Below are 14311 nucleotides of genomic sequence, written 5' to 3'. Positions count from 1 at the left end.
CTGCGGGTCGGGGGCTCACCGCGCACCTCCCGGCAGGCGACCCACCGGCAGCAGGTAGACCAACACGTCGTCGATGCCGTCCAGGCCGAGCAGTTCGTGGGCGACGTCGTCGTAGAAGCCGCCGATCATGCCGAGCGCCAGCCCGCTCGCCGCCGCCACCATCGACAGCGCCTGCGCCAGGTGACCCGCCTCCGCCACCGCGAACCGCAGCGCCCGCATCCCGTAGCGTTCCCGCAGCTCCCCCAGCTGCACGTAGAGGCCGAGCAGGGCCGGCACCTCGGCCAGCTCGATCCCGCCGACGTCGAGGGCGTCCGCCCCGAACCACATCGACGCCGCCTCCAGCTCCGGCACCGACGGGGCCGGGCCGAGCCGCCACAACTGCCGGTCGAGGTCGTCCACGTGGTACGCGCCGGGGGCGACACCGGCGACGTCGCGCACGATCAGCCGCATCCGCGCCGCGTACGCCGCGCCGGCGCTCGGGTACGGGCGGTGGGCGTAGTCGTACAGCTCCCCGTTGGGCAGCGGCACCTGGCTGCGGTGGGTCACCCCGTGCGCGCTCCACACCAGGGTGCCCAGCTGCTCGGCGGTGACCGGCCCGGTCAGCCGCCCCCGACCGGAGACCCGCCGGCGCAGCACATCAGCGAGCGCGGCACGCGGCGGGTCCCCGGCGGGCAGAGGAACCGGCCGGCCGCCGAACCGGAACGGGGTCCCGCTCCGTTCCGGGACGGCCTCGCGCGGCCTCTGCGTCTGCAACATCCCCGGCAGGAACTTGCTCGCCTCGTGGTAGCGGCGGTCGGCGGCCGCCGCGCCGTCGGCGAAGAAGTCCGTGGGCCCGCCCGGCGCCAGCGCGGTCCCGGCGACCAGCCAGCACACCGACCGCTCCTCGTCCGGCAGGATGCCCAGTCGGTTGAACAGCATGTGCAGCTGGGAGCCCCACACCCAGCGCCACCGCTGGTCGGCCGGGCCGGCGCCGGCCGGCCCCTCCAACGCGTCGCGGGCGGCCCGGACGACCTGCGCCCAGTACCCGGCCGGTGACCGCTCCCCCGCCAGGTCCGCCGCGGCGTCGGTACGCTGCGCGTCATCGCGGGCAGCCCCGGCCGCTGTACGCTGCGCGTCGACCCGGGCCACGGTCCGGTCCCACCGGCGGCGCAGCGCGGCGCCCTGGCTGGCCAGCACCCGGGCGGCCTGCCCCTGCACCGCCGCGGCCGGCAGCATCGCCACCTCGTTCTGCCACCGCCAACCGGCGGCGTGGCCGCGCAGCCACCGGGCGGCACCCAACTCGTCCAGGCCCAACGCGGCGGCGGTGGCGGTGGCCAGCTCGGCAGCGACGGACAACCGGGCCGGGCCGGGCGGGACCGCGCCGACGATCCGGGCGGCGATCTCGCTGGACCGGCAGAAGACCTCCTCGGCGACCGGCAGCGCCTGCGGTCCGCCGTACCGGGCGGTCTCCGGCCGGTACGGGATCTCCCGGACGTCGCCGTGGCCGTGCCAGCCGGCGGCCGACCGGGCGGCGCTGCCGCCCAACCGCCGGTAGTAGCTTCCACTGTCCATGGTGAACACCTCGTACGGTGCCTGACCGGCGAGCTCGGCCAGCTCCACCCGCAACCGGTCGCCGACGCCCGGCAGCGGGTCCCGAACTCGGATCCGCAGATGCGGCCCGCCCTCCCAGTAGCGGATGTAGAACCAGTCGGCGATCGCCCCGTCGGCGCGCAGCCGGGCCAGCAGCGGCGCCACGGTCACCGCCAGGAAGGTGTCCAGGTCGGCCGGCGACCAGTAGGCGAAACAGTGCAGTCCCACCCAGGTGCGGGTGGTGGTGGCGGTGATGGTCGGGGCGGTCACGGCGACACCTCCGGGTTGCTCAGGTCGTAGGCGAAGTCACGCACCCGTGACCGGCCGATCAACAACAGGTAGATCAGGTCGTGCCCGGCGGGCAGACCGGCGGCCGCCTCGGCGGCGGCCTCCCGCACCGCGCGTACCGGCCGGCAGAACAGCCCGGCCTCGGCGGCGGCGGTGCCGACGTGCTGGGCGGCGGCACCGGCCGCGTGCAGCAGCCGCCGGTACGCCGCCGGGCCGCCGGTGCGGACGGCGGCCGGCACGTCCGCGCTGACCAGCCAGGCCAGCGGCATGCCGGCGACATCGACCTCGGTACGCGGATAGCTGTACGCCCGCTGCACCTGCCCGGTCGCGTCACCCGGCCGGGTCGGCCGCGGCGCAGCAGCCCCGGGTCGGCCGGTCGCGGCCGGATCGAGGTGGTACCAGCCGGCCGTCCGGCCGGCGACGTTGCCGACCGCGACGGTGTGCCGCAGGCGCACCCCGGTCACCGGAGACCCGGCCGGCGGTCGGTACGCGGCGGCGACCAGCCGCTCGAACGCCTCCGTCGGCATCGGCCGGGGGTCCGCGCCGAACCCGCGTGGGCTGAGCCCGGAGCTGCGTACTGCCCGCAGCCGGTGCCGTGACCAGGTGGGCATGGTCGACGGTCCAAGCGTGACGGTGAGCCACGGCCCACTGGTGGTGGTGGCAGTACCGACGGCATACCGCAGTCCGTGGCCGGCGGCGGCCTCGGCGAGCGCGCCGGCGACGTGACCGGCCTCCAGCGCGGCCAGCGCCTCGGCGAGCCGGCCGTAGCCGGCCGGCATCCGCGTCGGCTGCTCCCGCAGCACCAGCTCGACCGACCCGTCCGGCGCTGCGACGAGCGACTCAGCGGACGTCGGATACAGCAGTTCGCGGACCGGGTCGACGAGCCAGTCGAGGCCATCGTGCCGCAGCAGCACGTCGACCAGGTGCGCCGCCCGGGGCGACGGGTACGCCCGGTGCTCGTTGAAGCCGTTCCACGGCTCGAACCGGCGCGGCGCCAGCGCCGCACCGAGCGTCCGGACCAGCCGGGCACCGGTCGGTCCGGCGACCGCTGCCAGCTCGGCGAACGGCACGGCCGGATCGGTGGGCCGGCGACGGTACGGCGGCGCCGGCGCGGGCCGGACATCCTTGCCGGGGCCGTGCGCGTACACCTCAGCGAGCGTGGCGGTGAGCTGACTGGCGGTGAGCTGACTGGACGACATGGCCGACCTCACGGGAACGGGTGCGGGTAGAGGGGCAGGTCGGAGTAGTCAAGCGGGGACGGCAGCCGGCCCAGCTGGGCCGGGACCCGCAGCAGCCGGTCCAGGTCCCGGGTGCGGTGGTGCACGTGGCCGAACGTCATCGGCAACGTGCCGGGGACGATCACCTTCGCCGAGTGCAGTCCCAGCCGGTCCCGGGTCGCCGGGTCGGTCTGGTCCACCACGATCGTCTCCAGGCCGTGGGTTGCCCACCGCTCGACGGTCTCGCCGAGCAGCACCGCGAGGTCGGTCACCGGGGCCGGTCGGTCCGGCCAGACGTCCCGCCAGTGCGCCGGCGCGTCGCCGGTGAGCAGGAACTCGTACCGCTGCCGGGCCTGCGGCAGGGTGTTCACCGCGACGTGCTCCTCCAGGCCGGTGACCAGCCGGGGGTCGTCGAACATCGCCTGCAGCCGGTCCGGGTCCAGATGGCCGGGTTTGTTGCGGGCCACCTCGGGCAGGCTGAACACGTCGACCACCGCCTCGGCCGCCGCCGACCGCAGCGCCGACCGGGGGTCCGGGTGGGCGCCGGCGGCGAAGAACGCCTGCGGGGCGCCGCTGGTCGGGTCGCGGTGCAGCACCAGGGCCAGCACGGTCGGCACCCCGAGGTCGTTGGTGGCGTCGAAGAACAGCAGGTCGTAGCCGACCGTGTCGAGCCGGTCGACCAGGTGCGGCAGCACCGGGTCGTCGTCGGGGACGGCGACCGGCCGCAGCGGGGTCCGCGCGTACCAGGCCATCAGGAACGCGTCCCGTTCAGCGACCTCGTACATGCCGTACAGCGCGGCCTCGACGGCGCTGTTGCCCAGCCCGCAGCCGTTCGAGCTCTCATAGAGGAACCGGGGGCCGTCGCTGCGGTGCAGTCCCCAGTAGGCGACGTGTTCGGGCACCAGTACCGGGCGGCGGCGGCCCAGCGACCAGCCGTGCACCCAGCGGACCCGGGTCTGCGGCGTGTACGGCACCATCCGGAACGCCGGGTGGTCGTAGTGCGCCGGGTCGTGCAGGCCGAGCCGGACCGGGTCGACCGCCCGGTCCGGGCCGAGGTCGGCGAAGGCCGCTTCGACGGCGGTACGCCGCCGGTGCGGCCGCATCCCGGTGGCCCGTTCGACCGCCTCGAACAGAGCGATCCGCTCCGAGTCGGCGAAGCTGCGGGCCCGGCCGTAGCCGGCCTCGCGGACCGCCGTGTCGCTGGCCAGTTCGCTGGTGCTCAGCGCCATCGGCGACCGTTCGGTACGGATCATGTGGGCGACCGGCCCGTGCCGCCAGTCGAACAGTTCGGCGCGCAACGCGGCCCGGCTGGTCCGCGGGTTGTCGCCGCGCAGCGAGTACGGGTCGCCGGTCGGCGCGGCGGTCAGCGGCACCTCGGCACCGTGCGGGGTGTCCAACGGCACCGGCCGGCAGATCCGGCAGCCCTGCCGGCGGGGCCGGACCCGGTGGCTGCTGACGGTGGCGTGGTCGGTGCGGATCGCCACCACCGTCGCGTCCAACCGGCCCGGGTCGGTCAGCGCGTCGCCGACCGCGCCGGCCACCATCGGCAGCAGGCTCGGCGGGATGACGCCGCCCTGCCGCAGCTGCGGGTCCCGGCTCGGCACGCCCGGCCCGAACACCCGCAGTCGGGCCTGCTCGGCGCAGGCCAGGCAGGTGCCGGCGCGGGGCCGCAGCACCGGACCGACCAGCACCAGGCCGCCGTCGAGGCGCACCGGGACGACCGTCGCGGCGGTCTCCCAGGCCCGGCTGCTCAGCTGCGCGGCAAGTGCCGGTGTCCAGTGGTCCAGCAGGACGACCACGGTCCGACCGCCGGTGCCGTCTGGGGCCGTCACGGCCTCCAGCGCTGTCGCGGCGTCCAGCACCGGGACGGCCGGGTGACCGGCGGCGGCCAGCGCCGCCGCGAGATCGTCAGTCGGGGTCGCAACGGTACGGGTCGACATGGTTCAGGCTCCTCGGCTCGCGGTGGCGGAGTCGGCAGTGCCGGAGTCAGCGGTGCCGGTGGCAGCGGCGTCGGTGGCAGCGGCGTCGGTGGCGCAAACCGTCCACCGGAAGCCCTGCGCCGCGAAACCGGTGACGGCCAGCGCGTGGCCGACCGAGTCGGCATCGGGGCCGGCGTCGTGACCCGCAACGGCGGGACCGGTATCGGCGGTGACCGGCACCACCGGTCGCCCGGTCAGGGTCGCGCCGTCGGCGGTGAGCGCGGCCCGCAGCGCTGCCTGCAACCGCTCCTCGTTGTCGATCACCCCGGCCGGCCAGTACCAACTGTCGTCCGTCCACGGTGCCAGGTGCTGGTCGGCCGGCCGCCAGGTCGGCGCCGCGCCGGTCAGGCTAGCCGGCCCGACCGGCACCTCGACGCCGGCGGCCCGGGCCTGGGCGACGCCGGTGGCGGCCAGCGCCGCCATCGCCACCGCGTCGGCGGCGGTGGCCTCCACCGCCCAGGCCAGCGGCCCGGCGGCGGTGACGATCTCGGCGTGTACCGCACCGGCCGGCAACCGGCGGGCCACCACCCGCGCCGGTACGGCGAACCGCAGGGTGAGCGCCTTCCACCAGCGGCGCGCCGCCGGTTCGCCGGCCCACTCGGCCTCCGGCACCGGGTCCGTGTCGAGCCGGCTGTGTACGGCGTGTACCAGCCGGCGCAGCGCCGCCCCGCTGGCGTGCCGGGCGTCAACGCCGATCGCGGCCGTCTCCGTCCAGCGGGCCGCTGACCCGGCACCGTCCTCGGCACCGGCGTCCCGCGCATCGCCGTCGCCGCGCGGTGCGCCGAGACCGAGGACGGTCTCGGCGTACCGCAGGGTGGCGTCGACCCGGGCGGCGTCGGCGGTGGCCGCGACCCCCAGCGCCGGGCCGGCCAGGGCCAGCATCGCCGGCAGTTGCGGCAGGTCGCCGGGGACCGCCGGCGGCAGTACGCCGAGCTCCGGGTCGCTCAACGCGGCCAGCCGCAGCCCGACCGAGTCGATGTCGGCCGGCCCGCCGAGCGGCACCTGGGCGGCCGGCAGCCACGGGTGGTACGTGGCCCGGACCGGGTCGAGCCGGGCGACCAGGACCGACGGGTAGTACGGCCCGGGTGCGGCCGGTTCGCCGCCGGGCAGGGTGGCCGCCTCCTCGGCCGGGTCGGGCAGACCGGCGACGGCGCAGACGATGCGGTGCGCCGCGGCGGCCCCGATCAGCGCGGCCAGCGCCGGTGCCACCGGCCCGTCCGCCAGCGCCGGGCCGGTCTCGCGGGACAGTCGGGCCGCGACCGCGGCGCCGTGGGTCAGCGCCTGGTCCGGCCGGTCGACCGGGGTCACGTACCCGATCTCCGGCAGGCAGCGGGCCGCGACCGCCGCCTCGCCGGCCCGTACCACGGTGTCCTGGGTGGTCGGGTCGCCGACCGGGTCGACGGCCAGGCCGGCGCCGGTCAGCGTGCGGGCCGCCGACGTCGCCACCGGACCGGTGCCGGCGACGGTGACCGTGGTCGACCGCAGTCGCTGCCAGGCCGCCGCCGGGTCGGCGGCCACCGACTCCAGCCAGCGCGCCAGGTCGGCCGGCGGCAGATCTGGTTCCTCCAAGTCGCCCCAGCCGGCCGGCACCTCGACCAGCATGTCGTGTTCCCGCAGTTGGTCGAGGAGCAGTCGGATGACCCGGTCCGCCTCGGGCCGTCCGGCCGGCTGTGCCAGCCGCTGCGGGGTCAGCCCACCGGCCAGGTGTCGGGCGAGGACCTGCCACACCTTCCACACCCCGCCGCCGCCGCTGACGGTGAAGCTCGACGACCAGCCGCGTACGTGCACCCCGGTGGCGGTCGGGGTGGCGAACACCACCGGCCGCAGCCGTACGACGATCTCCGCCGCCGACGGCACGGCGGGGTGGGCCACAACGCGTTCGGCCACGGCGGGGGCGGTCACGGTGCGGTCGGCGGAACCAGCTTCGGCGGTCGAGGGTCGCGGGCTCATCACGCCACCTCCTGTGCGGTCGCGGCCAGGCTGGTCAGGTAGCCGTTGATCCGTTCCTGCCAGGTGACCCCGGTGATCCGCTCCGCTGCCCGGCTCAGCAGGTAGGCGGCGAGATAGCGCTCGGTCGGCCGGACGTCCAGCAGGCCGAGCAGCAGGTACAGCACGTTGGTGGCGAACCGGTAGGTGACGAACTCCCGCTCGTACGGAACCCGGTCGAAGTCGATCTGCCGCAGCAGCTGGTGGTACTCGCTGTACTCGGTCCGGTCCGGATGCCAGCGGCGCACCGTGTCCGGGTCGCCGATCTGCTCGGCCCGGTCAAGGTAGCTGAACGCCGGCACCCGGGGCAGTTCGCCGCGCTGGTACGCGGCCCCGGTCACCTCGGCGGCGGACACCGTCCACTGTTCCCACCCGCGTTCGGCCGGGTCCAGCCCCGACTCCGGTCCCGGCGCCTGCGCGTCCGTCGGCGCGGCCAGCCGGGCGACCAGTGCGGTCGCCGAGTCGGCCGAGCGCCGCCACTGGGCGTCGAACGCCGCCCGTACCCGGCCGTCCGGGTCGTTGAGCACCAGGAACTCCTCCAGGTGCGACAGGAACGACTGGTGGCCGTTGCCGAGCCCGAGCGGGTAGCGGCTGGCGTGCAGCGCCATCGCGGTCAGGCAGGTCCGCACCCGGGCGGCGGCACCGGCACCGGCGGCGGCCAACCGGTCGGCGGCGGCGGTGACCGCCGGCACCCCGAGGCGCAGCAGCTCGGCGCGGCACTCGACGGCCTCGGCGGAGCCGAACAGGGTGGCCATGGCGGTGTCGTCCACCGGCTCGACGCGGACCGTGTTGTCCGGGTGGATCGGCTGGTACGGCGGCGGCACCAGTTCGATCCGGCCGGCCTGTTCGGCCTGCGCCAGCAGGTCGGCGACGCTGATCTGCTCGGTGCTGGGCCGCTCGGCGAGGTGCCCACGCAGCCGGTGGGCGACGGCGGCGGCGACCACCGCCAGGTCCGCCGGATCGCCCTGGTCGCGGCGGGCCAGCCGGATCCGCAGGTGCGGGCCGTGCAGCCAGTGCCGTTCCAGGTGTACGGCGACCCCCTGGTCGGCGGCCCACCGGGCGGCCGGCAGCACCGCCGAGCGCAGCAGCGGCAGCTTGGTCGGCGAATAGTAGTAGCTGACGATGTCGAGGGCGTCAGTCATGGCCGCCCCACCCCTTCCGATAGGTTTCGGCGACCAGCTCGACGACCCGCCCGTGCGGGCTGCCTGTCCCCGGCACCGGCAGCGCCTCCTCGATGCGCACCGGCCCGTCGTGGCGGCTCAGCAGCCGGGGCAGGTTCCGCAGGTGCAGGGCGTTGTCCAGGTCGACGTACTGCGGCTTGGGCAGCGACAGGTAGCGCTGGTAGTCGTCCGGGCCGCCGCGCACGTCCACCCCGGCGGCGGCGACGAACACCTCGGCGGGCAGGCCGAGCCGGGCCCGCCAGCTGCTCACCGCGTCGAACGGCACGTCGCCGTCGCCGTCCAGGTCGGCGCGCAGCCGCCCGGCGGCGTCGGTCGGCAACGTCCAGGACCGGCGGCTGAGCACCAGGTCGTGGTAGCGCAGCCGGGTCCGGTGCCGGGCACCGGCCAGCTCGCCGGTCGGCGCCAGCAGGCCGGGGCCGACCAGTCCGCTGCTGAGGTCGAAGTGCAACGGTACGGTCCGGTCCGGCATCACGAACGGGACGAGGAACCCGAGGTAGAGCACGTCCAGGTCGGCTCCGGTGTCGTCGCGGACCAGCCGCACCTGATCGGTGACCGGGTCGTGGCGCAGCCCGACCCGGTCGGCGAGCAGGTCGGCCCACCGGCCGTCCTCACCCACCTCGTGGTCGACCAGCAACGGGTGCAGGTTGGCGTTGAATCCGGTGACCGGGCGGAACTGGGCCACCTGGGCGTGCCGCCCGGCGGTGGCCCGGATCTGAGCGGCCAGCTGCGTCTTCGCCTGCGGCGCCACCAGGTCCAGGAACCGGCTGGTGAACCGGCCCCAGCCGGCGTACACGTGGTTGAGCACCAGCAGGTCGTCGCCGTCGCGGCGGGCCGGCTGGACGAAGAACGCGTACGAGGCGGGCCGGGCGCTGACCCAGGCCGGCAGCGCCGCGGCGGCGTCCCGGACGATCTCCTCGGGCAGGCTGAACTCGACCGCGTCGGTCGGCGCCGCCGCCCGGATCCGGGCCAGCAGCCCGGCCCGGGTGTCGGCCAGCTCCCGCAGCGCCGGGGTGACCAGGTCGGCGAACTCGGGGTCGGGGTTGATCGCCCCGGACGGCGAGACCAGGTTGTACGCCCGCCACACCTGACTCATCTCGGTGGAGAAGTCGGCGGCGCGCTCGCAGCGTCCGCCCACGCCGTACCGGGCGACGAAGCGGTCCCGGACCAGCCGACGCAGCGGCAGGTACTGGTCGAACAGCTCGACCAGCCCGGCCAGGCGGGGCAGCCGGTCGGCGGCGGCGCGCCCGTGGCGCCGGCCCAGCCGCACCGGTTCGCGCAGCGCCACGTCCTCAGCCAGTACCGGTGCGTCGTACCAGGGCAACCCCACCGTCTGGTACGCCGACCGCCAGGTGTCGCGCAGCCGGCCCAGGGCGGCGGCCCGGTCGCCGGCCGGGACGGTTCCGAAGCCGCTGGTCTGCTCGTCGATCGCGATGAGCAGGTCGGCCAGCTCGCCCCGGTGCTGCCGGTCCAGCCAGTCGGCGAGGTGCCGTACGGCCTTCGGGTCCTGCGGGTCGACGGGTTCGACGGCGAGCAGCAGCCCGGCGGCGAGCACCTGCCCGACGTAGCGGGTCGCGGCGGCGGTGGTGCGCGGCGGGCCGCCGGGCAGCCGGCGGGCCAGTTCGGCGACCAGGTCGCCGGGGGTGATGCCGGCCGGCCCGGCGGCCCGGGTCCGGTCGAGCAGCAGCCGCAGCGGTCCGGTGCAGGCCAGCGACACCTCCTCCTCCAGCACCGAGATGACCCGGTCGACGCCCTGCACCGGGCGGTCCCGGCGGAACGTCAGCTGGTCACCGGTGACGGTGATCGCGGCGGCCAGCCGGTGCGGCACCGTGTCGCGCAGCCCGGGGTCGGCGATCACCGCGGCGAGCAGCCGGGCCAGCAGGGTCCGGTTGGCCTGGGCGACGGCCACCGGCTGCCCGCCGGCCGAGGACATCGGGTCCCCGACAGCGGCTAGGACCGTGGCGCCGTCAGCCGGTGCGGCACCAGTGGCCGGTGCCGCACCGTCGGCCGGTGCTGACGCCCCGGTCCAGGTGCCCCAGGCGACGTAGGTGAACCAGGACAGCGGGCTGGTCTTCGCGGTGGCCCGCAGCGCGTAGCGCAGCGCGTTGGGTTCGGACTTGCGGGCCCGGCTGTCCGGGTTGGCCCCGCCGGCGGCCGCCCGGTCGATCCCGCGCAGCAGGTCCGCACCGGTGAGGGTGACCGCGCGACGCAGTGGTTCGGCGGCGCAGACCTCGGCGAGCGCGGCACGCTCCGCGCCGAGCGCGCCGGCGGCCAGCTCACCGAGCTCGGCCCGCACCTGCGCGGCCTGGCGCATGACGGCCAGCCAGGCCGGCAGATCGGGCACCCGGTCGAGCAGGCCGCCGAGTTCGGCGACCCGGTCCGGCCGGGGCAGCCGTCCGTTGTGCACGTCGCGGCGCAGCGGCAGCACCGCCTTGCGGTGGAAGTCGGCCGGGTGTCCGTCGGCGCTGGCGTAGAGCGCGTCGGCGAGCCGGGGGGCAAGCTCGGTGATCCGCGACCGCAGTTCGACCAGCCGGCGCAGCGCGGCACGGAACTCGCGGGCACCGTCCGGGGTCGGTGGGTACGGCAGCGCGGCCAGCCGGACCAGCGCGTACGGTGCCAGGGTGGGGTCGGTCGCCGGCCGCCGGTCGGCGGTGGCCGGGACGACGGCGGCCTCGCTCATCCGTACCGCACCCCCTCGTCGCGCCGGAACGCGGCGCGGGCGAGCAGGGCGAACAGCGCCGTCCAGCCCAGCAGTAGGAAAGTGATCCAGCTCGGCCCGATCAGATGGTCGGCCCGGTCGATCAGCGCCAGCACGAAGTACTGGTACTGGTAGGTGGGCACGTAGGGCACCACGGCGTGCAGCGCCGACGGCAGGAAATCGATCGGCACGAACAGCCCACCGAAGAACGCCAGCAGCATGAACAGCAGGTTGGCCAGCATCATCGCCGGCTGCGGGGCGAACCGGTAGCCGATCGCCATGCCGAGCAGGCCGAACGGGACGGCGCCGAGCACCACCGCGCCGAGCCAGACCGGCCAGGCAGCCAGCGGCAGGCGCAGGTCGGTGGTAAACGCGGCGACGACCAGCAGCGGAATCCAGCTGACCACGTTGAAGCCGAGAACGTAGACCAGGCGGCCGGCGAACCGGGTCAGCGGGGACAGCGGCAGCAGCCGCAGCCGCTGCTCCCACGGGTTCTCCCGGTCGGCGGCGACGCCGGCGGCGAGCGAGGCGACCGTGACGTTGAGCGTGGTGTAGAGCAGGAACGGGGTGATCGCGTACTCGCTGCCCAGCCCGAGGTCGGCGAAGCGGTTGGCGTTGACCAGCCCGAACAGCAGGAAGAAGACCAGCGGGAAGCCCAGCGCGGGGGCCCAGTAGGCGGGCATCCGCAGCGTGTCGAGGGCGTGCGCGCGGGCGTGCAGCAGGACGTAGCGCATGTCAGGCCACCTTCTCGGCAACGCGGATCCCGGGCCGGGTGACGGCACCCGGGTCGGTGGACCGGCTGATCGTGCGGATCGCTTCCTCCAGGCCGACCCGTTCGACCCGGATTCCGGTGAACGGCACCTCGGCGCGGACCAGTGCCCGGACGGTGGCGTCCGGGTCGGCGGTGTAGATGTGGGTCCGGTTGCCGACGGTCTCCACCCGGTCAGCGGGGCCGGAGACGGCGATCGGCGGCAGCGCGCCGGTCACCTCGATGTCGACCAGGTGCAACCCGACCTCGGCGACCACCTCGGCCACCGCACCGGTGCGGGCGATCTGCCCGCCGGTGACCACCACGACCTGTTCGGCGAGGTGTTCGGCCTCGGCCATGTCGTGGGTGGTGAGCAGCACCGCGCTGCCGCCGGCGGCGACGGCGGCGATCGCCGTCCACAGTCCGTCGCGGCTGTCGGCGTCCAGGCCGGTGGTCGGCTCGTCGAGGAAGAGTAGTTCGGGGCGACCGACCAGGGCGGTGGCCAGGGCGACCCGGCGGCGCTGGCCGCCGGAGAGGCTGCCGCACCGCTTGGTCAGGAACGGGCCGAGGCCAAGCTGCTCGACCAGGTCGGCGCGGGGCACCGGGTCCGGGTAGTGGGCGGCGACCAGGGCGAGGGTCTCGGCGACGGTGAGCCGCCAGGGCAGGGCGGTGCGCTGCGGGGTGAGGCCGAGGCGGCCCTTGATCCGTACGTCGGCGGGATCCCCGCCGAGCACCTCGACCCGACCCGAGCCGGGGCGGCGCAGGCCAGCGAGAATTTCGATCATGGTGGACTTGCCGGCACCGTTGGGGCCGAGCACGGCGGTGACCCCGGTGGGCACCACGAGGGAGACCGCGTCGAGCGCGACCACTTTGCCGTACGTCTTGGTGACGCTGTCGAGACGGGCGAAGACTTCCACGAGCACTCCTTAGGCATGTGACGGGCGGAGGGGGCGCGGTGCGCCCCCTCCGCCCGATCGAACTGACGTGATTCGCCCGGCCTCGGCTACCGGCAATCCCTGACACTGCCGGTGGTGCCCTCGGTCGGGGCGGTGGTTGGCGTCAGACCGTCGGCTCCAGGGAGTCGGCGCAGGAGGCGCAGCACGAGCTGGCGCCGCAGCAGGAGCTGGAGCTGCAGCTCGACGAGCCGGAGGAGGCACCGGTCTCGGGCAGCGCGGCCGAGTCGCGGATGGAGCTGACCGACAGTTCGTCCAGCTCGAGGTCTTCGACGTCGATGATTTCGTCGGACATGTGATGCACCTTTCGGGAGAGGTTCGCCTCGCGGTCGGCGAGGACGTCGGTGACCGGTGCCGACGGTGGCACCGGTGGATCAGGTGACGTAGCAGCAGGAGCAGGAGGCCCGACCGCCGTCGCCGGCCGAGGACGCTCCGGTCTCGGGCAGTGCCACCGAGTCCCGCATCGCGGTGACGGTGAGTGGCCCGAGGTCCAGCCCGTCCACGTCGATGTCCAGGTCGTAGTCCTGGGTGGCATCCCAGGACGTCGACAGTTCCGCCAACATCGCGCACCTCCTTGTCGGCCCGGGAGCCGTTCGCTGGGCCGCTCCTTGACTTCCACCTGACGTTCTAGCTTGTTGCTTCGCTTGAGATTAGTTGAACGTCTAGGTCCGGTCAACCATTGGAGTTGACTGAATTAGGGCAGCGGTCAGCAGGCGGCCACGATTGGCACAGAAAGTTGATGGTGAGTCGGAAATGTCAGCTCAGCTGATCCGACTGACCAAACCCATCGAATCGGGCGATACACCGCAACAGGCGGCCCCGCAGTACCGCAGCCCGCTCGGCGAAATCCCGCTGCACCGTCGCGTACTCGGCCCGACCCGCCGCGGTCTCGATCCGCACCGGCGGATAGCCCAACTCCCGCAGGTCGTACGGACTGGCCCGCATGTCCAGGTCCCGGATGTCACGGGCCAACTCGAAGCAGTCCACCACCAGTTCACCGGGGACCAGCGGACTCAACCGAAAGGACCACTTGTAGAGATCCATGTTGGCATGCAGGCAGCCCGGTTGTTCGAAGTCGGCCTGGTTGGAGCGCTGCGGGGAAAGCAGGTTCAGCGGCCGGGCCGCTGGCGTAAAGAATCGGTACGCGTCGAAATGGCTGCACCGGATCCGCTGACCGTCGACGAACTCGGCGAGGCCGGCCGGACTCATCCGCAGCGGCCACCGGTGATGGCGCACCTCGTCGGCCGGCTGCCGGTAGACCATCGCCCACTCGTGCAGGCCGAAGCAGCCCAGGTGCGCCGGCCGGGTCGCGGTCCGGGCCAGCAGGTCCCGTACCCAGGTCACGAACTCGCCGCGCCGGGCCAGCAGCCCGGCGGTGTCCACGGTGACCGCCATCCCGTCACCACCCGGGACCGCCCGGTAGTCCCGGCCCCACTGTGCCGGCTCGGTGTCGGCGAGCCGTACCCCCGCCCCCGGATGCCAGCGACGCAGCTGCGCCGGCCGGTACGCGTAGTAGGTGAACAGGAAGTCCGCGACCGGATGCGACTCGCCCCGGCGGCGGCGCTCCAGGTGCCCGCCCACCAGCCGGTCGACGCGCTCGGCGTGCGCGTCGCGGCGCCGGGTCCAGGTGGCCCGGTCGAGCAGGGTGTCGGTCACCACCCGACCAGCGTAGGCCGACCCGGGTAGGCCGACCCG

The 14311-nt window shown here is 74.9% G+C and carries 11 protein-coding genes; all 11 read right to left on the bottom strand.

Features of this window, described 5'->3' with window-relative positions; genetic code table 11:
- Positions 1-15: 15 nt before the first annotated feature.
- The 11 genes from O7621_RS14475 to O7621_RS14425 all read right to left on the bottom strand — a co-directional run bounded on the left by O7621_RS14475 (position 16) and on the right by O7621_RS14425 (position 14275).
- A complete protein-coding gene (locus O7621_RS14475; RefSeq protein WP_282229769.1) occupies positions 16-1839 on the bottom strand; it encodes a thiopeptide-type bacteriocin biosynthesis protein in 1824 nt (607 codons plus the stop codon).
- Complete coding sequence (locus O7621_RS14470; protein ID WP_282229768.1) at positions 1836-3056, bottom strand: nitroreductase family protein; 1221 nt, start codon at positions 3054-3056, stop codon at positions 1836-1838. Before O7621_RS14470 ends, O7621_RS14475 begins: the two co-directional genes overlap by 4 nt.
- A gap of 8 nt (positions 3057-3064) precedes the next feature.
- On the bottom strand, positions 3065-5014 hold the full coding sequence (locus O7621_RS14465) for a TOMM precursor leader peptide-binding protein (RefSeq protein ID WP_282229767.1): 1950 nt from the start codon (positions 5012-5014) through the stop codon (positions 3065-3067).
- A gap of 3 nt (positions 5015-5017) precedes the next feature.
- Positions 5018-7003: a hypothetical protein gene (locus O7621_RS14460; RefSeq protein ID WP_282229766.1), complete on the bottom strand. Its 1986-nt coding sequence runs from the start codon at positions 7001-7003 to the stop codon at positions 5018-5020.
- Complete coding sequence (locus O7621_RS14455) at positions 7003-8181, bottom strand: lantibiotic dehydratase C-terminal domain-containing protein (protein WP_282229764.1); 1179 nt, start codon at positions 8179-8181, stop codon at positions 7003-7005. Before O7621_RS14455 ends, O7621_RS14460 begins: the two co-directional genes overlap by 1 nt.
- Positions 8174-10897 (bottom strand): lantibiotic dehydratase, encoded by a 2724-nt coding sequence (locus tag O7621_RS14450; protein WP_282229763.1) that lies wholly within the window; start codon positions 10895-10897, stop codon positions 8174-8176. The genes O7621_RS14455 and O7621_RS14450 overlap by 8 nt, the downstream gene beginning before the upstream one ends.
- Positions 10894-11649: an ABC transporter permease gene (locus O7621_RS14445; RefSeq protein ID WP_282229762.1), complete on the bottom strand. Its 756-nt coding sequence runs from the start codon at positions 11647-11649 to the stop codon at positions 10894-10896. Before O7621_RS14445 ends, O7621_RS14450 begins: the two co-directional genes overlap by 4 nt.
- Position 11650: 1 nt before the next feature.
- Positions 11651-12580, bottom strand: a complete 930-nt coding sequence (locus O7621_RS14440) for an ABC transporter ATP-binding protein (RefSeq protein WP_282229761.1) — start codon at positions 12578-12580, stop codon at positions 11651-11653.
- Between the two features lie 142 nt (positions 12581-12722).
- Positions 12723-12911, bottom strand: coding sequence for a thiazolylpeptide-type bacteriocin (locus O7621_RS14435; RefSeq protein ID WP_282229760.1), 189 nt, complete (start codon positions 12909-12911; stop codon positions 12723-12725).
- A 79-nt stretch (positions 12912-12990) separates the two neighbouring features.
- A complete protein-coding gene (locus O7621_RS14430; protein WP_278167721.1) occupies positions 12991-13179 on the bottom strand; it encodes a thiazolylpeptide-type bacteriocin in 189 nt (62 codons plus the stop codon).
- A gap of 193 nt (positions 13180-13372) precedes the next feature.
- Positions 13373-14275: a 3-methyladenine DNA glycosylase gene (locus O7621_RS14425; protein WP_282229759.1), complete on the bottom strand. Its 903-nt coding sequence runs from the start codon at positions 14273-14275 to the stop codon at positions 13373-13375.
- Positions 14276-14311 lie beyond the last annotated feature (36 nt).

Origin of the sequence: Solwaraspora sp. WMMD937, from assembly GCF_029581175.1 — a bacterium.
GTDB lineage: Bacteria > Actinomycetota > Actinomycetes > Mycobacteriales > Micromonosporaceae > Micromonospora_E.
This window is presented reverse-complemented; position numbering and strand designations above follow the sequence as displayed.